This window comes from Pseudomonas sp. RAC1 (assembly GCF_030658255.1).
GTDB lineage: Bacteria > Pseudomonadota > Gammaproteobacteria > Pseudomonadales > Pseudomonadaceae > Aquipseudomonas > Aquipseudomonas boreofloridensis.
This window is the reverse complement of record NZ_JAUTXS020000014.1, coordinates 12,643-33,632: the sequence shown is the minus strand read 5'-3', so window position 1 is coordinate 33,632 and position 20,990 is coordinate 12,643. Positions and strand designations below refer to the sequence as shown.

Below are 20,990 nucleotides of genomic sequence, written 5' to 3'. Positions count from 1 at the left end.
CGTCGTGGAAGGTGAGTCGATAGCCGAGGCGCCAGGCAAGCCTTGGTTCGTCTATCTGGTCCGGGCGGCCAATGGCTCGCTGTACTGCGGTATCAGCGACGATCCCCAGCGGCGCTTTCTCAAGCACTGCAGCGGGCAGGGCGCGCGCTATTTCAAGACCAGCCCTGCGCAGGCGCTGGTGTATGTGGAGCAGTGGCCCGACAGGCGCCAGGCGCTGCAACAGGAGCGGCTGGTGAAGAAGCTGCGCAAGTGCGCCAAGGAGGCCCTGGTGGCCTCCTATGTCAGTGAGCAGGTCGCGACCGAACTCAGTCCTTGCGACGTTTGAGCTGATCGACCAACTGCGTGGGCAAGCCCTTGATCACCAGCGTGCCGGCCGCTTCGTCATACTCGATCTTCGAGCCCAGCAGGTGCGCTTCGAAGCTGATCGACAAGCCCTCGGCCCGGCCGGTGAAGCGACGGAACTGGTTGAGGGTGCGCTTATCCGCTGGGATTTCCGGCGATAGCCCGTAATCCTTGTTGCGGATATGGTCGAAGAACGCCTTGGGGCGGTCTTCGTCGATCAGGCTCGACAGTTCTTCCAGGGTGATCGGCTCGCCCTGCTTGCTTTGACTGGTGGCGTAGTCGACCAGGGTCTGGGTCTTTTCCCGCGCCGCTTCTTCAGGCAGATCCTCGCTCTCGACGAAGTCGCTGAAGGCCTTGAGCAAGGTACGGGTTTCGCCAGGGCCGTCGACGCCTTCCTGGCAGCCGATGAAATCACGGAAGTAGTCCGAAACCTTCTTGCCGTTCTTGCCCTTGATGAAGGAAATGTACTGGCGTGAGTGCGTGTTGTTGTTCCATTCGGACAGATTTATACGCGCCGCCAGATGCAGTTGCCCCAGGTCCAGGTGACGCGATGGCGTGACGTCCAGTTCGGCGTTCACTGCCACGCCTTCGCTATGGTGCAGCAAGGCGATGACCAGGTACTCGGTCATGCCTTGCTGGTAATGGGCGAACAGCACATGACCACCCGTGGACAGGTTGGACTCCTCCATCAGCTTCTGCAGGTGCTCGACCGCCACGCGGCTGAAGGTGGCGAAGTCTTTTTCCTGCTCCTGGTACTGCTTGAGCCAGCCGCTGAGCGGATAGGCGCCGGACTCGCCATGGAAGAAGCCCCAGGCTTTGCCCTGTTTGGCGTTGTAGCTGTCGTTGAGGTCAGCCAGAAGATTTTCGATGGCATCCGATGCAGCCAGTTCGGTGTCTCGTGCATGGAGCACGGCGGGGCTGCCATCGGGCTTCTTGTCGATCAGGTGAACGATGCAATGACGGATTGGCATGGAATTCTCTGAAAAAAGGGGCGGTGGAACGCCGCGCTGCAAAGTCTCGCAGTTTACCGCAGGGCGGGGGCGATGCAGTGGTCAGATCGTGGCAGATACACGGTGTTGTATGTTTTTTGATCAAAAGTCGGTTTTTTCGGCAAAACCCCCGAAAAACCTGAATAAAAACAGTGTCGGCAGCGGATATTTCCGCAGGCCTGTGTTAGTTTTGCGCCGTCTTGCGCCCCTTGGGGTGGCGCATTGCTGGCAGCTCGCTTGCCTCGTGTCGAACCAAACGTCGATTTGCGCATCTACATTCGCGATTGGCGAGGCTAGCCGGGACTTCCGTGCAGGCCCGATAACGATGAAGCACGCTGCATACCTCTGATTTGATAGGGAAGGAACACCACCATGGCATTGACCAAAGACCAACTGATTGCCGACATCGCCGAAGCCATCGATGCGCCGAAGACCACCGCGCGCAACGCCCTGGAGCAACTGGGCCAGATCGTTGCCGACCAACTGGAAAACGGCGCTGAAATCACTCTGCCGGGCATCGGCAAGCTGAAAGTCTCCGAGCGTCCTGCCCGTACCGGCCGTAACCCTTCGACTGGCGCTGCCATCGAAATCGCGGCCAAGAAAGTCGTCAAGTTCGTACCTGCAAAAGTGCTGACCGACGCCGTCAACAAGTAATTGTCGATGCTTCGTTGAAACCGCGCCCGGCTTGTCCGGGCGCGGTTTTTTCATGCCCGCGTTTTGTCTCGACCGCTGGACCAGGCAGCCCGGGCGCTGTCGTCGTGGAAGCTCCAGGCGACCATGCGGCTTTGCTTCTGTCCTTGGCCCATCGCGACCACGCGTTGGTCACTGACGCCTGCTTGCTTCAGTGCTGCTTCGATCCCGGGCAGGTTGCCGACTTTGGACACCAGACTGGTGAACCACAGCACTTGGCTGGCGTACTGCACGCTTTCGCTGATCAGCTGGCTGACGAAGCGAATCTCGCCCCCTTCGCACCACAGCTCATTGTTCTGCCCACCGAAGTTGAGCACCGGCAACCGGCGCTTGGGGTCCTGCTTGCCGAGGTTCTTCCATTTGCGCTGACTGCCGCGCGTGGCTTCTTCGCGCGAGGCGTGGAAGGGCGGATTACACAGGGTCAGGTCGAAGCGTTCGCTGGCCTGCAGCAGGCCGCTGAGGATATGGGTGCGCTCCGGTTGCTGGCGCAGCGTGATGACCTTGCTCAGGCCATTGGCCTGGACGATGGTCTTGGCCGAGGCCAGCGCCACCTGATCGATGTCCGAGCCCAGGAATGACCAGCGGTAGTCACTGTGCCCGATCAGTGGGTAGATGCAGTTAGCGCCGACGCCGATGTCCAGTGCGCGCACTTTCGGGCCGCGTGGAATCTGTCCGCTGCTGTCTTCGGCGAGCAGATCGGCCAGCACATGAATGTAATCGGCGCGGCCTGGGATGGGCGGGCAGAGGTAATCGGGGGGAATGTCCCAGTGCTGGATGCCGTATTGGGCCTTGAGTAACGCGCGGTTGAACACGCGCACGGCTTCGGGATTGGCGAAGTCGATGCTGGGTTTGCCATGGGGATTGGTGAGGGTGAAGCGGGCCAGATCGGGGTGTGCCTCGATCAGCCGTGGAAAGTCGTAGCGGCCCTGATGGCGGTTGCGTGGGTGCAGGGTAGGTTTGTCGATCATGGTCGCATCCGGTGTTGCGAACCTTTCGCGGCCCTGTCACGGCGAGGCCGCTCCGGCAAGCGCCTAGTGGCGTGCAGGAGCGGCCTCGTGCCGCGACAGGGCCGCCAAGCGGCCCCAACGGTGTGTTGATTACAGCGCAGCGATCCGCGCGTGTTGCTCGGTGAAGTTGGCCAGTGCCTGTTCGGACTCAGCCAGCTTGGCGCGCTCCTTCTCGATCACCGCCGGCGGTGCCTTGTCGACGAAGGCGGCGTTGGACAGCTTGCCGCCGACCCGTTGGACTTCGCCCTGCAGGCGCTGGATTTCCTTGTTCAGGCGGGCCAGCTCGGCATCCTTGTCGATCAGGCCAGCCATGGGCACCAGCACCTGCAGATCGCCTACCAGGGCAGTGGCCGACAGCGGCGCTTCGTCCTGCTCGGTGAGCACGGTGAAGGACTCGACCTTGGCCAGCTTCTTGAGCAGGGCTTCGTTGTCCTGCAGGCGACGCTGGTCGTCGGCGTTGGCGTTCTTCAGGAACAGCGGCAGCGGCTTGCCTGGGCCAATGTTCATTTCGGCGCGAATGTTGCGCAGGCCCACCATCAAGTCTTTCAGCCACTCGATATCGCCCTCTGCGGCCGTATCGATGCGGCTTTCGTTGGCCACCGGCCACGACTGCAGCATGATGGTCTTGCCCTGGACACCGGCCAGCGGCGCGATGCGCTGCCAGATTTCTTCGGTGATGAAGGGCATGAACGGATGGGCCAGGCGCAGCACCACTTCGAGCACGCGCACCAGCGTGCGACGCGTGCCGCGAGCACGCTCGATTGGCGCGTTCTCGTCCCACAGCACCGGCTTGGACAGCTCCAGGTACCAGTCACAGTACTGGTTCCAGACGAACTCGTAGAGCGCCTGGCTGGCCAGGTCGAAACGGAACTGCTCGAGCTGGCGGGTCACCTCGGCTTCGGTGCGTTGCAACTGCGAGATGATCCAGCGATCGGCCAGCGACAGCTCACAGGCTTCGCCGTTCTGGCCGCAATCTTCGCCCTTGTCCAGCACGTAGCGGGCGGCGTTCCAGATCTTGTTGCAGAAGTTGCGATAGCCTTCGACACGGCCCATGTCGAACTTGATGTCGCGACCGGTGGAGGCCAGCGAGCAGAAGGTGAAGCGCAGGGCGTCGGTGCCGTAGCTGGCGATGCCCTCGGGGAATTCGGCCTTGGTCTGCTTGGCGATCTTCTCGGCCAGCTTGGGCTGCATCATGCCGCTGGTGCGTTTCTCCAGCAGCGCCTCGAGGGTGATGCCGTCGACGATATCCAGCGGGTCGAGCACGTTGCCCTTGGACTTGGACATTTTCTGTCCCTGACCGTCACGCACCAAGCCGTGCACGTACACGGTCTTGAACGGCACCTGCGGGGTGCCGTCTTCGTTCTTGATCAGGTGCATGGTCAGCATGATCATCCGGGCGACCCAGAAGAAGATGATGTCGAAGCCTGTGACCAGCACGTCGGTGGAGTGGAATTTCTTCAGGAACTCGGTCTGTTCCGGCCAGCCCAGGGTGGAGAAGGTCCACAGCCCCGAGCTGAACCAGGTGTCCAGGACATCGTCGTCCTGGCGCAGGGTCACGTCGGCACCCAGGTTGTGCTTGCTGCGCACTTCCTGTTCGTTGCGCCCGACATATACCTGGCCAGCCTCGTCATACCAGGCTGGGATGCGGTGGCCCCACCACAGCTGACGGCTGATGCACCAGTCCTGGATGTCGCGCATCCAGGAGAAGTACATGTTCTCGTACTGCTTGGGCACGAACTGGATCCGGCCATCTTCCACGGCAGCGATGGCAGGCTCGGCCAGGGGCTTGGTGGAGACGTACCACTGGTCGGTCAGCCAAGGTTCGATGATGGTGCCGGAGCGGTCGCCCTTGGGCACTTTCAAGGCGTGGTCGTCGACACTCACCAGCAGGCCCTGGGCATCCAGATCGGCCACCATCTGCTTGCGCGCGACGAAACGGTCGAGCCCGGCGTACTGGGTCGGCAGGGACGTATCGACGCGCTCGTTGACGCTGCCATCGAGGTTGAAGGCCTGCACGGCGGCGAGCACGCTGGCGTTCTTGTCGAAGATGTTCAGCAGCGGCAGGTCGTGGCGCTTGCCGACTTCGTAGTCGTTGAAATCGTGGGCTGGGGTGATCTTCACGCAGCCGGTGCCGAATTCAGGGTCGCAGTAATCGTCAGCGATGATCGGGATGCGGCGACCGACCAGCGGCAGCTCGACGAATTGGCCGATCAGGGCCTGGTAGCGCTCATCGTTCGGGTTGACCGCAACGGCGACGTCGCCCAGCACGGTTTCCGGACGGGTGGGGGCCACCACCAGGTGGTCCTTGCCTTCGGCCGTGGTAGCGCCATCGGCCAGCGGGTAGCGCAGGTTCCACAGATGGCCCTTTTCGTCGTGGCTTTCCACTTCGAGGTCGGAAATGGCGGTGTGCAGCTTGGTGTCCCAGTTGACCAGGCGCTTGCCGCGGTAGATCAGACCGTCTTCATGCAGGCGCACGAATGCTTCTTTCACTGCTTCGGACAGGCCGTCGTCCATGGTGAAGCGCTCACGGCTCCAATCGACCGACGAACCCAGGCGACGAATCTGACGGCTGATGTTGCCGCCGGACTGGTCTTTCCACTCCCAGACTTTTTCCAGGAACTGCTCGCGGCCCAAGTCGTGACGATTCTGGCCTTTGGCTTCGAGCTGGCGTTCGACGAGCATCTGCGTCGCGATGCCGGCATGGTCGGTGCCCGGCTGCCACAGGGTGTCGCGGCCCTGCATGCGGCGGAAGCGAATCAGCGCGTCCATGATCGCGTTGTTGAAGCCGTGACCCATGTGCAGGCTGCCGGTGACGTTCGGCGGCGGGATCATGATGGTGTAGGACTCGCCTGCACCTTGCGGAGCGAAATAGTTTTCCGACTCCCAGGTGTTGTACCAGGAAGTTTCGATGGCGTGCGGCTGGTAGGTCTTATCCATGCGCGGCGGGACCCTTAGGCATTAATTCGGGAAAGCCGGGAAGTATAACCAAGCTGCGAGCTGCAAGCGACAAGCTGCAAGGAGGGCGCGCGTCAGGCCCATCGAAGCTGGACCACGATGAGCGCAACGCGCAGCGGCTTACTCCGAACGCTTGATCAGGCGTTCCATGCGCGCCTCGAGGCGACGCTTGATTTCGGCTTCGATGTGCGGGGTGTAGTCGTTGATCACGTCTTGCATGATCGATTGCGCGGCGGCGCGCAACTCGGCGTCCAGGTGCAACAGGGTGTCCTGGCGGCGGGTTTGCGAGTCTTCGGCTGGCGCCGGTGCCGGTTCGGCGCTTGGCGCAGCGATTGGCGAAGATGCGTCCAACTGCAGGGGCATCTGCTCGACGGTTTCGGTGAGCAGTGGCGGCTGCAGGTCGGCGTCGCCCAACAGTTGGCGAATCGACTCGAGGTCGTCGAGCAGGTGGGCGGATTGATTCTGGGAAGTGGGTTTGTCCATCGTCGTCAAAGTCGCTGTAAGCGGTGATCTTGCAGAGCATAGCCCTGTTCACGGTAGAAACGGAATCGGTCTCGGGCCGACTGGCGGATGGCTGCGTCCTCGACGACGATTTCCGCCACCCGCTCGAACTGGCCGACGAAGGCAGGCACACTGGCGCCGAGGTTGATCAACAGGTCGCGATGTTCGCCCGCACTGGCGTCGATGCCCAAGGCCACCTGGGCTTCAGGGTGCTGCTCGGCCAGGTCGTGGGGGACGAACGCCTCGCCCTTGAAGCGCCACAGGCGTTCGTCCAGATCCACGCGCTGAGCGTCGTCCTGGCAATGCAGGTAGACCCGATGGCCCAGGCGCCAGGCCTTCTCGCACAGCTTGCAGGCGAAGTCCAGGCGCGCCGACAGCGAGTCGGTGGGCAGAATGTAGAAGTCGACTTTGCTCATGGTCGGTCAGGTCGTCAGCCACGAGGCGACGGCAACGCCATCGCCTCGCTGCCATCAAACGCCCGCGCGGTCCAGCAAGTACTGGGTCAGCAGGGGCACCGGACGCCCGGTGGCGCCTTTGTCCTTGCCGCCGCTGGTCCAGGCGGTGCCGGCGATGTCCAGGTGCGCCCAGCTGTAGTTCTTGGCGAAGCGCGACAGGAAGCAGCCGGCGGTGATGCTGCCCGCCTTCGGGCCGCCGATGTTGGCGATGTCGGCGAACGGGCTGTCCAGTTGTTCCTGGTACTCCTCGAACAGCGGCAGTTGCCAGGCGCGGTCGTCGGCGCGCTTGCCGGCGTCGAGCAGTTGACCGACCAGATCGTCGTTGTTGCCCATCAGACCGGAGGTGTGGCTGCCCAGGGCGACGATGCAGGCACCGGTGAGGGTGGCGATATCGATCACGGCCTGCGGCTTGAAGCGCTCGGCGTAGGTCAGGGTATCGCACAGCACCAGACGGCCCTCGGCATCGGTGTTGAGGATTTCCACCGTCTGCCCGCTCATGGTGGTGACGATGTCGCCAGGTCGAGTCGCGCCGCCACTGGGCATGTTCTCGGCGCAGGCCAGCAGGCACACCAGGTTGATCGGCAGTTGCAGTTCGAGCACCGCGCGCAGAGTGCCGAACACGCTGGCCGCACCACCCATGTCGTATTTCATTTCATCCATGCCGGCGCCCGGCTTGAGGCTGATGCCGCCGGTGTCGAAGGTGATGCCCTTGCCGACCAGCACGAACGGCTTGTCGGTCTTCTTGCCGCCCTGGTACTGCATGACGATCAGTCGTGGCGGCTGATCGCTGCCCTGGCCGACGGCGTAGAACGCGCCCATGCCCAGGTCCTTGATCTTCTTCTCGTCGAGCACTTCGACCTTCAGGCCCTTGTGCGCCTTGCCCAGATCCTTGGCCTGCTCGGCGAGGAAGCTGGGGTGACAGATGTTCGGTGGCAGGTTGCCCAGGTCGCGGGTCAGCGCCATGCCGCTGGTGATGGCGGTGGCGTGCTTGACCGCGCGCTCGACCTCGGACAGGCCGGCCTTGTCGGCCAGCAGGGTGACCTTCTTCAGGGCGCGCGGTTCGGCTTTCTGGCTCTTGAAACGGTCGAACACGTAGGTGCCGTCGAGCAGGGTTTCTGCCAGCAGGCGGTATTTGCCGTAATGACCGTCACGATTGGTCACGGCGATGTCGTCCAAGGCCAGCACGGCGTCGGTGCCCGCCAGGTTGCGCAGAGCCCCGGCGACGCTGGCGACCAGCTTGCGCCAGGTGCGGTCGCCCAAAGCCTCTTCCTTGCCGCAGCCGACCAGCAGTACGCGCTCGGCCTTGAGGCCCGGCAGGTTGTGCAGCAACAGGGTCTGACCCGGCTTGCCGACCAGATCGCCGCGCTTGAGGATGGCTGCCAGGGCGCCTTCTGTCGCCAGGTCGATGGCCTTGGCGACGGCGCCAAGCTGACGGCCTTCACCGACCGGAACGACCAGAGTGGCGGTTTTCACGGATGCTGCGGCTACGGTCTTTACAACCAGTTGCATGTGAGGGTCCCCGAATGATCTGTAGAGTGGCGACGGCCGCGCAAGCGACGCGCCCGGCCTGGCGGCGCTGTCGCGGGCCAGTGGAAAAGCTGCCAGTTTGAGCCTGCCGGCGCCTCGCTGACAACCCCGGAGCCCGCTTTTGCAGGGGGGCATCCGGCTTTCGCCAGTCAGGACATTCGCTGTGATGCGCCGCCAAGTGACAGGCGCCCCCAATCACAGGATAATGCGCGCACTTTTGAATGGAGGTTCGCTGCTGGCGAACCGGCGCGGGTCCTGATTGTCCTTTCAGTCAGTGTCCTGGCAATCCGCCCCTGACAACCCAGGAGTGTCTGGTTTGATCGTCTTTCGTTATCTGTCCCGCGAGGTCCTGGTCACCTTGAGCGCCGTCAGCGCCGTGCTGTTGGTGATCATCATGAGCGGGCGCTTCATCAAGTACCTGGCCCAGGCGGCCCAGGGTGCACTCGATCCGGGTGTGCTGTTCCTGATCATGGGCTTCCGCCTGCCGGGGTTTCTGCAGCTGATCCTGCCGCTGGGGTTGTTCCTCGGCATCCTGCTGGCCTACGGCCGGCTCTACCTGGAAAGCGAGATGACCGTGCTTTCGGCCACCGGCATGAGCCAGCAGCGCCTGTTGGCGCTGACCATGGCGCCGGCTGCGCTGGTCGCGCTGTTGGTGGCGTGGCTGAGTCTGAGCCTGGCGCCGTTGGGCGTTGCCCAGGTGCAGAAGATCGTGGCCCAGCAAGATGCCTTGACCGAGTTCGATACCCTGGTGCCCGGTCGCTTCCAGAGCCTGCGTGACGGTACCCGTGTCACCTATGCCGAAACGATGTCCGACGATCGGGTCAATCTCGGTGGCGTGTTCATCTCCGAGAAGCGCTTCAACCAAGACAAGACCAAGGACCGTGCGCCTTCGGTACTGGTCGCCGAAAAGGGCCATCAGGAAGTCCAGGCCGACGGCAACCGCTACCTGATCCTGGAAAACGGCTATCGCTACGATGGCAACCCAGGCGAGGCCGGTTATCGTGCGATCAAGTACGAGACCTACGGTGTGCAATTGCCCAAGCCGGAAGTCAGCCAGGAGGTCACCGAGCGCGAAGCCATCCCGACCTCCGACCTGATCGGGCACGACGGTCTGCGCGAGCGCGCCGAGTTGCAGTGGCGGCTGTCGCTGCCACTGCTGGTCTTCATCGTGACGCTGCTGGCGGTGCCGCTGGCCAGGGTCAATCCACGCCAGGGCCGCTTCCTCAAGCTGCTGCCGGCGATTCTTCTGTACATGGCCTACCTGACGATGCTGATTTCCGTTCGCGGTGCCCTGGAGAAAGGCAAGCTGCCGATTTCCCTTGGCTTCTGGTGGGTACACACGCTGTTCCTGCTCATCGGTCTTGCGCTGATGTACTGGGAGCCGCTGCGCTTGAAGATGGCCTCGCGCCGTGCGGGGGTGAGCCGTGGTTAAACTCGACCGCTACATTGGCAAGAGCGTACTGCTGGCCATTCTCGCCGTGCTGGGGATCATCCTCGGCCTGGCCTCGCTGTTCGCCTTCATCGACGAGATGGGTGACTTGAGCGACACCTACAGCCTGCTCGATGCCAGCAGCTATGTGCTGCTCACCGCGCCGCGCCGCCTCTACGACATGCTGCCGATGGCCGCACTGATCGGTTGCCTGATTGGCCTCGGCAGCCTGGCCAGCAGCAGCGAATTGACCATCATGCGTGCCGCTGGCGTGTCCATCGGCCGCATCGTCTGGGCGGTGATGAAGCCGATGCTGGTGCTGATGCTGGTCGGCCTTCTGGTTGGCGAATACGTCGCCCCGGTCACCGAGAACAAGGCCCAGGCCGAGCGTTCGTTGGCCCAGGGCGGTGGCGAGGCGCAGAGCTCCAAGCGAGGCATGTGGCACCGCCAGGGCGACGAGTTCGTGCACATCAACTCGGTGCAGCCCAACGGCCTGCTGCTGGGCGTGACTCGCTACCGTTTCGACGACGAGCGCAAGATTCTCAGTTCCAGCTTCGCCCGTCGTGCCCTGTACAAGGACGAGCGCTGGGTGCTGCATGACGTCAACACCACGTTCTTCAAGGGCGATCACACCGAAGTGGTGCAGGTGCCGGAAGAACTCTGGGATGTTTCGGTGACGCCGGAACTGCTCAATACCGTGGTGCTGCCGCCCGAATCGCTGTCGATGACTGGGCTGTGGGAGTACATCCATTACCTGGCCGATCAGGGTCTGAACAATGCCCGCTACTGGCTGGCTTTCTGGAGCAAGATTCTGCAGCCGGTGGTGACCGCCGCATTGGTGCTGATGGCGATCTCCTTCATCTTCGGTCCGCTGCGCTCGGTGACCTTGGGTCAGCGCGTGTTCACCGGGGTGCTGGTGGGCTTCGTGTTCCGCATCGCCCAGGATTTGCTCGGCCCCTCGAGCCAAGTGTTCGGCTTCCCGCCGTTGCTGGCGGTGGTGATACCGGCAGGGGTCTGCGCCCTTGCAGGGGTATGGCTGCTACGAAGGGCGGGATGAGCCTAGCCTTGGCGTAAACGAAAAAGCCGACCTTAGGGTCGGCTTTTTGTTGGCCGCTGCGCAGAGCCTGGCCGCCGTCATTTCTTCGACTTTGGCACGCGTACCAGCCGGGTTTCGGAGTAGATGTCATGCCAACTACGTTTGTGCTTGTCGATCAAGGACCAAATGAAGCCCAGGCCCAGGCACAGCCAGGACGCGATCGAGACCACGAAGCGCAGTAAAGCCTGCCACAACGTGATGGCGCTACCATCGGCATTCTGCACGCGCACTCCCCAGACCTGCATGCCCAGCGTCTGGCCGCCGTGGGTCCAGAACTTGGCGAAGAAGCCGAACAGGGCGAACAGCAACACCGTGGACAGCAGCGGGTCGCCATCCAGCGCGCCCGTCTCGGTGAGCGCTCGCATGCGAGCCTCGCCGATGATCGACATCTGGATCAGCTTGTAGACGCCCGCCGTCACGATCAGCAGGGCCGTGCAGAGCAGGAAGTCGTAGAACATCGCTGCCAGGCGTCGGCCAAGGCCGACAGGCGGGAATTCACCCTGGGGAGTGAGCAAGGGCTTGGTCATGCACGGTGGCTCCGAAAGACGAAGCCGCCATTCTACGGTTAAAAAAAAGCCCCTGCACTTGGCAGGGGCTTTTTCGAAGCCGGATCGGCTTACTCTGCAACCTGAACCTTGTCAGCTTGCATGCCTTTCTGGCCTTGCACGGCTTCGAAGGTGACCTTCTGGCCTTCTTTCAGGCTCTTGAAGCCATTGCCTTCGATCGCGCGGAAGTGAACGAACAGATCCGCACCGCTTTCGGGGGTAATGAAGCCGTAACCTTTCTCGTCATTGAACCACTTGACGGTACCGTTCTGACGCTCAGCCATTTTCTTGCTTCCTATGAATCTTTAGATAGTGATTTCAGTTTCTTTCGTTTTGGAAGGACGAAAGAGTACTGGGCTGGGTTGCAGGAAAGTAAGAGACGTCAGACGGGTTGTAGCAAAATTCGGCTACTGGCCCAGGTCACGAACTGTTGCGACCCATGCAAACACAGTGAGCCGACTCTACGCCAACTCTCGCGACAAAAACAAGCCCCGAATCGCCTCCAGATCAGGCTTTTGCCGATTACCGACACAATGGTCGCAAACAGCATGGCGCCTGGGCTGGCGCCATGTTCGAAAGTTATTGAATGGGTTCGCAATCGAATAAGCGAGCGCTTAATGAATTACCTTCAACCTCGGTAGTAACGCGGTACAACGAAAGGCATTTTGCTGACCTTCAAGGCAACTTGTTTGCCCCGCACCACGGCGAACAGCGGCGTTTCCAATGCACTGTGTTCACTATCGACGTACCCCATCGCCACAGGCGCATTCAATGTCGGTCCGAAGCCGCCACTGGACACCCTTCCGACCGTCTTGCCAGTGCCATCGACGATGTCGGCACCTTCTCGAACCGGCGTACGCTCCAGTGGCAGCAGGCCGACGCGCTTGCGGGCCACGCCCTCACGCTGCTGCTCGAACACCCGCTCAGCGCCTGGGAAACCGCCCGCACGCGCGCCCTCGGCGCGACGGGCCTTGGACACGGCCCACCACAAGCTGGCTTGCACTGCGGTGGTGTCAGGGTCCATGTCGTGTCCATACAGGCATAGCCCGGCTTCCAGGCGCAGCGAGTCGCGGGCGCCGAGGCCGATGGGTTGTACCTCGGGTTCGGCCAGCAGGCGCCGCGCCAAGGCTTCGGCGTGCGCCGTGGGTACCGAGATCTCGTAGCCGTCTTCGCCGGTGTAGCCAGAGCGACTGATCAGGCAATCCGCCTCGAGCAGCGTCACGCGCCGCACCTGCATGAAGGTCATCTGCGCCACTTCAGGTGCCAGGCGCTGCAGCACCGAGGCCGCTGCCGGGCCTTGCAGTGCCAGAAGGGCGCGCGTCTCGAACAGCGGTTGCACCTCGCAACGGGCGCCCAGATGCTCGCGCAGATGGGCCAGGTCCTGCTCCTTGCAGGCGGCGTTGACCACCAGAAAGAGCGTGTCGTCGCCGAGATTGGCGACCATCAGGTCATCGAGGATGCCGCCCTGTTCGTCGGTGAACAGCGCATAGCGCTGGGTGCCCACCGGCAGGTCGACGATGTCCACTGGCACCAGGCTTTCCAAAGCGGTCGCCGCCTCAGGCCCGTGCAGCAGGATCTGGCCCATGTGCGAGACGTCGAACAATCCCGCCTGGCTGCGGGTGTGCAGGTGTTCCTTGAGTACGCCCAGCGGGTACTGCACGGGCATGTCGTAGCCGGCGAACGGCACCATGCGTGCGCCCAGTTCCAGGTGAAGGGCGTGCAGCGGGGTCTTGAGCAGTGTGGCGGACATCGATGACTCCTTGGAATGTGGTCCAGCCCTGCGCGCGAGCGGCAAGTGGCATTCGCACGCAGGCCTTGCTGAGGCTGCGACGTTGGCGGCCTCAGACGTCCTGATAGCTTTCGATCGACGGGCAGGCGCAGACCAGGTTGCGGTCGCCGTAGACGTTGTCGACGCGGCCCACCGGCGGCCAGTACTTGTTGTCCATCAGGCTGGGTAGCGGATACACCGCCTGCTCGCGGCTGTAGCCATGTGCCCATTCCCCGACCAACTCGGCTGCGGTGTGCGGGGCGTTCTTCAGCGGGTTGTCGTCCCTGTCCAGGCTGCCGTTCTCTACCGCGCGAATCTCTTCGCGGATCTGGATCATCGCTTCGCAGAAGCGGTCCAGTTCCTGGCGCGACTCGCTCTCGGTCGGCTCGATCATCAGCGTGCCGGCCACCGGGAAGGACATGGTCGGGGCATGGAAACCGAAGTCGATCAGGCGCTTGGCCACATCATCGACGCTGATGCCGCTGGAGTCCTTGAGCGGGCGCAGGTCGAGGATGCATTCGTGGGCCACCAGGCCATTGCTGCCGCTGTACAGCACCGGATAGTGCTCTTCCAGTCGGCGGGCGATGTAGTTGGCATTGAGAATGGCCATCTGCGAAGCGCGCTTGAGCCCCGCCCCGCCCATCATGCGGATGTACATCCAGGTGATGGGCAGGATGCTGGCGCTGCCGAATGGCGCAGCGCAGACCGCCCCAGTGGTGTTCTCCAGCGCCGCATGACCGGGCAGGAACGGTGCCAGGTGGGATTTGACGCCGATCGGCCCGACGCCCGGCCCGCCACCGCCGTGGGGGATGCAGAAGGTCTTGTGCAGGTTCAGGTGCGAGACATCGCCGCCGAACTTGCCTGGGGCGCACAGCCCGACCATGGCATTCATGTTGGCGCCATCGATGTACACCTGGCCACCGTTGTCGTGGATCAGCGCGCAGATCTCACCGATGGCTTCCTCGAACACGCCGTGGGTCGACGGGTAGGTGATCATCAGTGCGGCGAGGTGCTCGCGGTGCTGGCTGGCCTTGGCCCGCAGATCGTCGACATCGACGTTGCCGCGCGCGTCGCAGGCAGTCACCACCACGCGCATGCCGGCCATGTGGGCCGTGGCCGGGTTGGTGCCGTGGGCCGAAGAGGGGATCAGGCAGATGTCGCGGTGGCTGTCGCCGCGGCTTCGGTGATAGGCGCGGATCGCCAGCAGGCCGGCATACTCGCCCTGCGAGCCGGCATTGGGCTGTAGCGACACCGCGTCGTAGCCGGTGGCAGCGCAGAGCATGGCCTGCAATTCATCGGTCAGTTGCTGGTAACCCTGGCTTTGGCTGGCCGGGGCGAACGGGTGCAGGTTGCCGAATTCGGCCCAGGTCACCGGCATCATTTCGCTGGCCGCATTGAGTTTCATGGTGCACGAGCCCAGCGGGATCATGCTGCGGTCCAGGGCCAGGTCCTTGTCGGCCAGGCGGCGCAGGTAGCGCATCAACTCGGTTTCGCTGTGGTAGCGGTTGAATACCGGGTGTTCGAGGTAGCCCGAGCGGCGCAGCAGGGCCTGCGGCAGGCGCGAAACGGGGCCTTCGACCAGGGCGTTGAAGTCGGGCAGGCGACGGCCTTCGGCGAACAGCCCCCACAGCGCTTCGACATCGGCTTGGGTGCTGGTTTCGTCCAACGACAGGCCCACGTGCGTGGCGTCGATCTGGCGCAGGTTGAAGCGCTGTGCCCGGGCTTTTTCGTGAAGCGCGGCGGTGGCGGCGCCGGTGTTCAGGGTCAGGGTGTCGAAGCAGGTGCTGTTGAGCACCGAGACGCCGAGGCTGTCGAGGCCGGTAGCGAGCACGGCAGTCAGCGTGTGCGTGCGTTCGGCGATGCGCTTGAGGCCGTCGGGGCCGTGATAGACGGCGTACATGCTGGCGATGTTGGCCAACAGCACCTGGGCGGTGCAGATGTTGCTGGTGGCCTTCTCGCGACGGATGTGCTGCTCGCGGGTCTGCATGGCCAGGCGCAGGGCGGTTTTGCCGAAGCGGTCGATCGACACGCCGACCAGGCGGCCCGGCATGTCGCGCTTGAACGCGTCGCGAGTGGCGAAGTACGCCGCGTGGGGACCGCCAAAGCCCAGCGGCACGCCGAAGCGCTGGGCGCTGCCGATGGCCACGTCGGCACCGAAGTCGCCCGGCGGGGTGAGCAGGGTCAGGGCCAGCAGGTCGGCGGCTACTGCTACCAACGCGTTGCCGTCGTGCAGGCGTTGGACCACTTCGCGGTAGTCGAACACTGCACCATGGCTGGCCGGATACTGCAGCAGCGCACCGAAGTAGGCGCTGGTGTCCTGCAGCGCGAACTCATCGCCCACCACCACTTCGATGCCCAGCGGCTCGGCGCGGGTGCGCAGTACATCGAGGGTCTGCGGATGGCAATGCACGGAGGCGAAGAAGGCATTGCTGGCCTTGTTCTTCGACAGCCGCTTGCAGAAGGTCATGGCCTCGGCCGCAGCGGTGGCTTCATCGAGCAGCGAGGCGTTGGCGATCGGCAAACCGGTCAGGTCGCTGATCAGCGTCTGGAAGTTCAGCAGCGCCTCCAGGCGACCCTGGGAAATTTCCGGCTGATAGGGGGTGTAGGCGGTGTACCAGGCCGGGTTTTCCAGCAAGTTGCGCAGGATCGGCGCTGGCGTGTGGGTGCCGTAGTAGCCCTGGCCGATGAAGCTCTTGAACAGCTCATTGCGTGCAGCGATGGTCTTGAGGGCGGCGAGCGCGTCGGCTTCGCTTTGCCCATCGGCATGACCGAGCACGCTGGTGCCCTTGATGCTTTCGGGAATGACCGCAGCGGTCATGGCTTCGAGCGAATCGAAGCCCAGGGTGTGCAGCATGCCCTGTTCGTCGGCGCTATTCGGGCCGATGTGGCGGGCGATGAATTCGTTGGCGGTGCCGAGGTTGCTGGTCATGGTGGTGATCCTCAGGCGTTGGCGTTGAGCAGGCGGTCGTAGGCATCCTGGTCGAGCAGGGCGGCCACTTCAGCCATGTCGGCGGGGACGAAGCGGAAGAACCAGCCTTGGCCCAGTGGGTCTTCGTTGACCTGTTCCGGGCTGTCGTTGAGGTCTTCGTTGACGGCGACCACTGCGCCAGTGAGCGGCATGTACACACCGCTGGCGGCTTTGACCGATTCGACGGTGGCGGCTTCGGCACCTTTGTCGTAGTGCTGCAACTCCGGCAGTTGCACGAAGACCACATCGCCCAAGGCGTTCTGGGCGTAGGCGGTAATGCCGACGGTGACGCTGCCGTCCGCTTCGACGCGCAGCCATTCGTGATCTTCGGTGAAACGCAACTCGCTCATGGGAAATCCTCGTAACGCAGGGGTCGATGGGCGCGGTGGTTCCGCGCTCTTGAGATGGGATTTCACCTAGCAATAATGCGGCCACTCGAATGGAAGCCCTTCAATTCAATGGGTTGGGAGCTTTTTGTGGGTGCGGGGGAGCGTGGAGATGGAATGAAAACGCTACGGCGCAAAAGTGGGAACAAAAGATCGACCAATCAAACCTTTGCAGAGACAAGCGCAACAGGGTTTGTACTGATTTCATTACGGTGTATTGAAATCAGTACGGCCGTGGTCGGCCTCAGGACTTTCCAGAGATGCCGTACTTGCGCAAGCGCTGCGCAATGGCGGTATGCGAGGTATGCAGCCGCGCGGCGAGTTGGCGCGTCGAGGGGTAGCTGGCATAGAGCCGTTGCAGCAAACTGCGCTCGAAATCGCCGACGGCCTGTTCCAGGCTAGCCACTTCGCCGTCCTGCCCGCGCGCGACCGACGTGCCAGCAATGTCCAGATCGCCAATGTCCACCAAGTGGCTTTCGCAAATGGCGGCGGCGCGGAAAATCACGTTCTGCAACTGGCGCACGTTGCCCGGCCAGGGGTTGGCCAGCAGCGCTTGGTGGGTGGCGGGCGCCAGGCGGCAGGGCGGGCGCTGGATCTGGGTGCAAGCCTGCTGCATGAAGTAGTGGGCCAGCATCAGGATGTCCTGCCCGCGGTCGCGCAAGGGCGGCACTTGCAGGTTGAGCACGTTCAGCCGATAGAACAGGTCTTCGCGGAAGCTGCCTTCAGCGACCATGCGCTCCAGGTCGCGGTGGGTGGCGCTGATGATGCGCACGTCGACCTTGACCTCACGGTCGCCGCCAACCCGGCGGAAGCTGCCGTCACTGAGAAAACGCAGCAGCTTGGCTTGCAGGTACGGCGACATTTCGCCGATCTCGTCGAGGAACACCGTGCCTTTGTTGGCCAGCTCCATCAGACCGGGCTTGCCGCCGCGCTGGGCGCCGGTGAAGGCGCCGGGGGCATAGCCGAACAGCTCGCTCTCGGCCAGACTCTCGGGCAGCGCGGCGCAGTTGAGTGCCAGGAATGGTGCGGCCTGGCGGCTGCTCAACGCATGGCAGGCGCGGGCCACCAGTTCCTTGCCGGTGCCGGTTTCGCCATGCACCAGCAGCGGCGCATCCAAGGTCGCCACGCGCAGGCCGCGGGCCTTGAGGGTGCGGATGACCGGCGACTCGCCGAGCAGTGCATCGAAGCCTTCGGCGCGGTCGTGCCGCAGCGCCGACAGGCGCTCACCCATGCGGTTCGGCGGATACAGCGTGAGCAGGCCACCGGCCTGGGTGATCGGTGTGGCGTCGAGCAGCAGGCTCTGGCCATTGAGCTGCATTTCGCGCATGGGTAGGTGGAAGTTGTTGTCCAGCAGGGCTTGGAGCAGGTTGTCGTCGCCGAATAGCTCGCCCACCGAGCGGCCGGCCGATTCGCGCCCGCACAGGGCGATCAGTGCCGGGTTGGCCAGCAGCACCTTGCCGGCGCTGTCCACGGCCAGCACCGGATCACTCATGGCCGCCAGCAGGGCATCGAGCTGCAGGTGACGGCGCTGGCCGGGCAGAATGTCGACCACCTCCACCGCCTGCACGCCGTGCACCTCGAACAGCGCATCGTGCAGCTCTTCGAGCACGGCAGGGCTCAGGGTCGGTGCGTCGATGTAGACGTTGGGCGGAACCATCTCCACCGCATCGAGGTTGAGGTGACGGGCGCCGAGCAGGGCCAGGACTTCCTGGGTGATACCGACGCGGTCGATGAAGCTGACGTGGATGCGCATGGGGGCGAGCGGTCTTGGGACGAGAGGCAGCAGTATGCCTCGAGATGCCTGGCGCGCCCACACGAACGGTGCATGGTCGGCGCTGGGGTCACTGCAAATGTTCAGGCTTGATCGGATCGCCGGACTTCACCGCCAGCGTCTGGCGGATGTCTTCGAACATGTGGTCGTAGAGTTTGTGCGGCGAGTTCAGGCTCTCGAACTTCTTCGGTGCCGGAAGGTGTGCCTGCGCCCTGCGCGTGAGTTGCATGAGAAAGCTCGGCAGGACCTGGTCCTTGGCCAGGAAGAAGCGTTCGTCCACCGGTTTGCCTTCGATGCTGCCATGCATGTGGAACTGGATGCCGTGCCCTTCCTTGGGGTCCTGGGTGGCCTCGTACTCGATGGCGAGGTCGTAGCTGTGGTCGTGGCTGTTGAGCGCGACGCGCTCGATGTGCACGTGACCAGGATGGAACTGGGCCATGGGGCGTCCTCCTGTAAATCGAAAACGGCCGGTGGGGCGCACCGGCCAACTGCGTTCAACGGTAGCTGATCCCGGGCAGGCCGGTCGATATGCGTGTACCGGCGGTGCCTTTGACGATGTCCTCGATGTTCTCCAGCGAGCTGATGACTGCGACCTTGCCGGTATTGCGGGCGAACTCGCAGGCGGCTTGGACCTTGGGGCCCATGGAGCCGGCGGCGAAACCGAGCGTGTCCAGCGCGTCCGGGTGCGCCTGGGCGATGGCGGTTTGCGTCGGCTTGCCGAAGTCCACATAAGCGGCATCGACGTCGGTGGCGATGATCAACAGGTCGGCGTCGAGCTGCTCGGCCAGCAGCGCGGAACACAGGTCTTTGTCGATCACGGCCTCGATGCCTTTGAGTCGTCCATGGGCATCGTACATCGTCGGAATGCCGCCACCCCCGGCACAGATCACCAGTGTGCGCTTTTCCAGCAGCCATTTGATCGGGCGGATCTCGAAGATACGCTTGGGTTTGGGGCTGGCGACCACGCGGCGGTACTTGTCGCCATCGGCCTTGACCACCCAGCCCTTTTCCTGCGCCAGGCGCTCGGCTTCCTGCCGTTCGTAGATCGGTCCGATGAACTTGGTCGGGTCTTTGAAGGCCGGGTCGTCGGCATCGACTTCGACCTGGGTGAGCAGGGTGGCGAAGGGCACTTCGAAGTCGAGCAGGTTGCCCAATTCCTGCTCGATCATGTAGCCGATCATGCCTTCGGTCTCAGCGCCGAGCACGTCCAGCGGATAGGCCTCGTCAGGCTTGTAGGCCTGGCCCTGGAGCGACAGCAGGCCAACCTGCGGGCCGTTGCCGTGGGCGATGACCAGCTCGTTGCCCGGATGGATGCGGGCGATACGCTCGGCAGCGGTACGAATGTTGGCGCGCTGATTATCAGCGGTCATCGGTTCGCCGCGGCGAAGCAGGGCGTTACCGCCCAGTGCAACCACGATACGCATGGGGAATCTCCTTTGGGAAGCCACTGCGAGCGGTGAGCGCCGAGCGGCCAGTAGACGCGCGGTCGGGCTGAGGCTCGCAGCTTGACGCTCAAAGATCGGCGAGGGTCGAGACCAGGATCGCTTTGATCGTGTGCATGCGGTTCTCGGCCTGTTCGAAGGCGATGCAGGCCGGGGACTCGAACACGTCGTCGGTGACCTCGATGCCGTTGGTCAACTCCGGGTACTGCGCGGCGATCTGCTTGCCGACCTTGGTCTCGCAGTTGTGGAAGGCGGGCAGGCAGTGCATGAATTTGGTCCGCGGGTTGCCGCTGGCCTGCATCAGCGCAGCGTTGACCTGATAAGGCTTGAGCAGCGTGATGCGCTCGCCCCAGGCTTCGATCGGCTCGCCCATCGACACCCACACGTCGGTGTGGATGAAGTCCACGCCCTTGACGGCCGCGCGCGGGTCTTCGGTCAGGGTCAGGCGTGCGCCGCTTTCTTCGGCGTACTGCTTGCAGCGTTGCACCAGATCGTCGTGGGGCCAGAGGTCCTTGGGCGCGGCGATGCGCACATCCATGCCGAGCTTGGCGCCGATCAGCAGCAGCGAGTTGCCCATGTTGTTGCGCGCATCGCCCAGGTAGGCATAGCTGATGTCGTGCAGCGGCTTGTCGCTGTGCTCGCGCATGGTCAGCACGTCGGCGATCATCTGCGTGGGGTGGTATTCGTCGGTCAGGCCGTTGAACACCGGCACGCCGGCGAATGTGGCCAGCTCCTCGACGATCTCCTGCTTGAAGCCGCGATATTCGATGGCGTGGTACATGCGCCCGAGCACGCGGGCGGTGTCCTTCATGCTTTCCTTGTGGCCGATCTGCGAGGAATTGGGATCGATGTAGGTGACGTTGGCGCCTTGGTCATAGGCGGCGACCTCGAAGGCGCAGCGGGTGCGGGTGGAGGTCTTCTCGAAGATCAGCGCGATGTTGCGGCCCTTCAGGTGCTGCTGCTCGGTGCCGGTGTACTTGGCACGCTTGAGGTCGCGCGACAGGTCCAGCAGGTACTTGAGTTCGCGGGTGCTGTGGTGTTCGAGGCTGAGCAGGTTGCGGTTACGCATGTTGAACGCCATGACGGTGTCTCCTTGGGTTCGGTAGGCTCGTGTGGCCG

At 63.4% G+C, this 20,990-nt stretch carries 19 protein-coding genes; 4 read left to right on the top strand and 15 right to left on the bottom strand.

All coding sequences use genetic code 11. The annotated features are described in order from the left end of the window. Positions 1-4: 4 nt before the first annotated feature. On the top strand, positions 5-325 hold the full coding sequence (locus Q7C30_RS02735) for a GIY-YIG nuclease family protein (protein WP_029613587.1): 321 nt from the start codon (positions 5-7) through the stop codon (positions 323-325). Here Q7C30_RS02735 and yejK read toward each other — a convergent pair. Next, complete coding sequence (yejK, locus tag Q7C30_RS02730) at positions 306-1,313, bottom strand: nucleoid-associated protein YejK (RefSeq protein ID WP_039575640.1); 1,008 nt, start codon at positions 1,311-1,313, stop codon at positions 306-308. The genes Q7C30_RS02735 and yejK overlap by 20 nt on opposite strands. Before the next feature lie 390 nt (positions 1,314-1,703). Here yejK and Q7C30_RS02725 point away from each other — a divergent pair, with 390 nt between their 5' ends. Continuing rightward, the gene (locus Q7C30_RS02725; RefSeq protein WP_029613585.1) at positions 1,704-1,985 is read left to right on the top strand and encodes an HU family DNA-binding protein; all 282 of its coding nucleotides are present in this window, start codon (positions 1,704-1,706) and stop codon (positions 1,983-1,985) included. A gap of 50 nt (positions 1,986-2,035) precedes the next feature. On the opposite strand, the gene rlmF is transcribed toward Q7C30_RS02725, so the two are convergent. From rlmF to Q7C30_RS02700, 5 genes are all read right to left on the bottom strand, one after another. After that, the gene (gene rlmF / locus Q7C30_RS02720; RefSeq protein ID WP_317870591.1) at positions 2,036-2,989 is read right to left on the bottom strand and encodes a 23S rRNA (adenine(1618)-N(6))-methyltransferase RlmF; all 954 of its coding nucleotides are present in this window, start codon (positions 2,987-2,989) and stop codon (positions 2,036-2,038) included. Between the two features lie 129 nt (positions 2,990-3,118). Further along, the gene (locus Q7C30_RS02715) at positions 3,119-5,965 is read right to left on the bottom strand and encodes a valine--tRNA ligase (protein ID WP_317870590.1); all 2,847 of its coding nucleotides are present in this window, start codon (positions 5,963-5,965) and stop codon (positions 3,119-3,121) included. A gap of 138 nt (positions 5,966-6,103) precedes the next feature. Then, positions 6,104-6,466 (bottom strand): DNA polymerase III subunit chi, encoded by a 363-nt coding sequence (locus Q7C30_RS02710; protein ID WP_317870588.1) that lies wholly within the window; start codon positions 6,464-6,466, stop codon positions 6,104-6,106. Positions 6,467-6,471: 5 nt separating this feature from the next. Beyond that, the gene (locus tag Q7C30_RS02705) at positions 6,472-6,900 is read right to left on the bottom strand and encodes a DNA polymerase III subunit chi (protein WP_317870587.1); all 429 of its coding nucleotides are present in this window, start codon (positions 6,898-6,900) and stop codon (positions 6,472-6,474) included. 54 nt (positions 6,901-6,954) lie between these two features. After that, positions 6,955-8,448 (bottom strand): leucyl aminopeptidase, encoded by a 1,494-nt coding sequence (locus tag Q7C30_RS02700; RefSeq protein ID WP_295484291.1) that lies wholly within the window; start codon positions 8,446-8,448, stop codon positions 6,955-6,957. 334 nt (positions 8,449-8,782) lie between these two features. On the opposite strand from Q7C30_RS02700, the gene lptF reads away from it, so the two are divergent. Together lptF and lptG are read left to right on the top strand one after the other, a co-directional pair. After that, entirely contained in the window at positions 8,783-9,898 is a 1,116-nt protein-coding gene (lptF, locus tag Q7C30_RS02695; RefSeq protein WP_029613581.1) for an LPS export ABC transporter permease LptF, read from the top strand. Then, a complete protein-coding gene (lptG, locus tag Q7C30_RS02690) occupies positions 9,891-10,952 on the top strand; it encodes an LPS export ABC transporter permease LptG (protein ID WP_317870585.1) in 1,062 nt (353 codons plus the stop codon). The genes lptF and lptG overlap by 8 nt, the downstream gene beginning before the upstream one ends. Before the next feature lie 77 nt (positions 10,953-11,029). Here the strand turns inward: lptG and Q7C30_RS02685 are convergent, their stop codons facing one another. From Q7C30_RS02685 to Q7C30_RS02645, 9 genes are all read right to left on the bottom strand, one after another. After that, entirely contained in the window at positions 11,030-11,518 is a 489-nt protein-coding gene (locus tag Q7C30_RS02685; protein ID WP_317870584.1) for an RDD family protein, read from the bottom strand. An 89-nt stretch (positions 11,519-11,607) separates the two neighbouring features. Beyond that, positions 11,608-11,820 (bottom strand): cold-shock protein, encoded by a 213-nt coding sequence (locus tag Q7C30_RS02680; RefSeq protein WP_029613578.1) that lies wholly within the window; start codon positions 11,818-11,820, stop codon positions 11,608-11,610. Between the two features lie 344 nt (positions 11,821-12,164). After that, positions 12,165-13,286 carry a glycine cleavage system aminomethyltransferase GcvT gene (gene gcvT / locus Q7C30_RS02675; RefSeq protein ID WP_317870583.1) on the bottom strand — a complete coding sequence of 374 codons (1,122 nt, stop codon included), beginning with the start codon at positions 13,284-13,286 and terminating at the stop codon, positions 12,165-12,167. Positions 13,287-13,377: 91 nt separating this feature from the next. Continuing rightward, positions 13,378-16,233, bottom strand: a complete 2,856-nt coding sequence (gcvP, locus tag Q7C30_RS02670) for an aminomethyl-transferring glycine dehydrogenase (RefSeq protein ID WP_317870581.1) — start codon at positions 16,231-16,233, stop codon at positions 13,378-13,380. A gap of 11 nt (positions 16,234-16,244) precedes the next feature. Further along, positions 16,245-16,622 (bottom strand): glycine cleavage system protein GcvH, encoded by a 378-nt coding sequence (gene gcvH, locus Q7C30_RS02665; RefSeq protein ID WP_317870579.1) that lies wholly within the window; start codon positions 16,620-16,622, stop codon positions 16,245-16,247. A 280-nt stretch (positions 16,623-16,902) separates the two neighbouring features. Further along, entirely contained in the window at positions 16,903-18,411 is a 1,509-nt protein-coding gene (locus tag Q7C30_RS02660; protein WP_039575665.1) for a sigma-54-dependent transcriptional regulator, read from the bottom strand. Between the two features lie 88 nt (positions 18,412-18,499). Next, a complete protein-coding gene (locus Q7C30_RS02655) occupies positions 18,500-18,868 on the bottom strand; it encodes a DUF5064 family protein (RefSeq protein ID WP_029613575.1) in 369 nt (122 codons plus the stop codon). 55 nt (positions 18,869-18,923) lie between these two features. After that, positions 18,924-19,853 carry a carbamate kinase gene (arcC, locus tag Q7C30_RS02650; protein WP_317870576.1) on the bottom strand — a complete coding sequence of 310 codons (930 nt, stop codon included), beginning with the start codon at positions 19,851-19,853 and terminating at the stop codon, positions 18,924-18,926. Positions 19,854-19,941: 88 nt separating this feature from the next. Then, positions 19,942-20,952 carry an ornithine carbamoyltransferase gene (locus Q7C30_RS02645; RefSeq protein ID WP_039575669.1) on the bottom strand — a complete coding sequence of 337 codons (1,011 nt, stop codon included), beginning with the start codon at positions 20,950-20,952 and terminating at the stop codon, positions 19,942-19,944. Positions 20,953-20,990: the final 38 nt, after the last annotated feature.

Bases quoted from the DNA above. Each gene is read 5' to 3' on its own strand.
- yejK (WP_039575640.1), bottom strand. From the start codon at position 1,313: ATGCCAATCCGTCATTGCATCGTTCACCTGATCGACAAGAAGCCCGAT.
- Q7C30_RS02725 (WP_029613585.1), top strand. From the start codon at position 1,704: ATGGCATTGACCAAAGACCAACTGATTGCCGACATCGCCGAAGCCATC.
- rlmF (WP_317870591.1), bottom strand. From the start codon at position 2,989: ATGATCGACAAACCTACCCTGCACCCACGCAACCGCCATCAGGGCCGC.
- Q7C30_RS02715 (WP_317870590.1), bottom strand. From the start codon at position 5,965: ATGGATAAGACCTACCAGCCGCACGCCATCGAAACTTCCTGGTACAAC.
- Q7C30_RS02710 (WP_317870588.1), bottom strand. From the start codon at position 6,466: ATGGACAAACCCACTTCCCAGAATCAATCCGCCCACCTGCTCGACGAC.
- Q7C30_RS02705 (WP_317870587.1), bottom strand. From the start codon at position 6,900: ATGAGCAAAGTCGACTTCTACATTCTGCCCACCGACTCGCTGTCGGCG.
- Q7C30_RS02700 (WP_295484291.1), bottom strand. From the start codon at position 8,448: ATGCAACTGGTTGTAAAGACCGTAGCCGCAGCATCCGTGAAAACCGCC.
- Q7C30_RS02685 (WP_317870584.1), bottom strand. From the start codon at position 11,518: ATGACCAAGCCCTTGCTCACTCCCCAGGGTGAATTCCCGCCTGTCGGC.
- Q7C30_RS02680 (WP_029613578.1), bottom strand. From the start codon at position 11,820: ATGGCTGAGCGTCAGAACGGTACCGTCAAGTGGTTCAATGACGAGAAA.
- gcvT (WP_317870583.1), bottom strand. From the start codon at position 13,286: ATGTCCGCCACACTGCTCAAGACCCCGCTGCACGCCCTTCACCTGGAA.
- gcvP (WP_317870581.1), bottom strand. From the start codon at position 16,233: ATGACCAGCAACCTCGGCACCGCCAACGAATTCATCGCCCGCCACATC.
- gcvH (WP_317870579.1), bottom strand. From the start codon at position 16,622: ATGAGCGAGTTGCGTTTCACCGAAGATCACGAATGGCTGCGCGTCGAA.
- Q7C30_RS02660 (WP_039575665.1), bottom strand. From the start codon at position 18,411: ATGCGCATCCACGTCAGCTTCATCGACCGCGTCGGTATCACCCAGGAA.
- Q7C30_RS02655 (WP_029613575.1), bottom strand. From the start codon at position 18,868: ATGGCCCAGTTCCATCCTGGTCACGTGCACATCGAGCGCGTCGCGCTC.
- arcC (WP_317870576.1), bottom strand. From the start codon at position 19,853: ATGCGTATCGTGGTTGCACTGGGCGGTAACGCCCTGCTTCGCCGCGGC.
- Q7C30_RS02645 (WP_039575669.1), bottom strand. From the start codon at position 20,952: ATGGCGTTCAACATGCGTAACCGCAACCTGCTCAGCCTCGAACACCAC.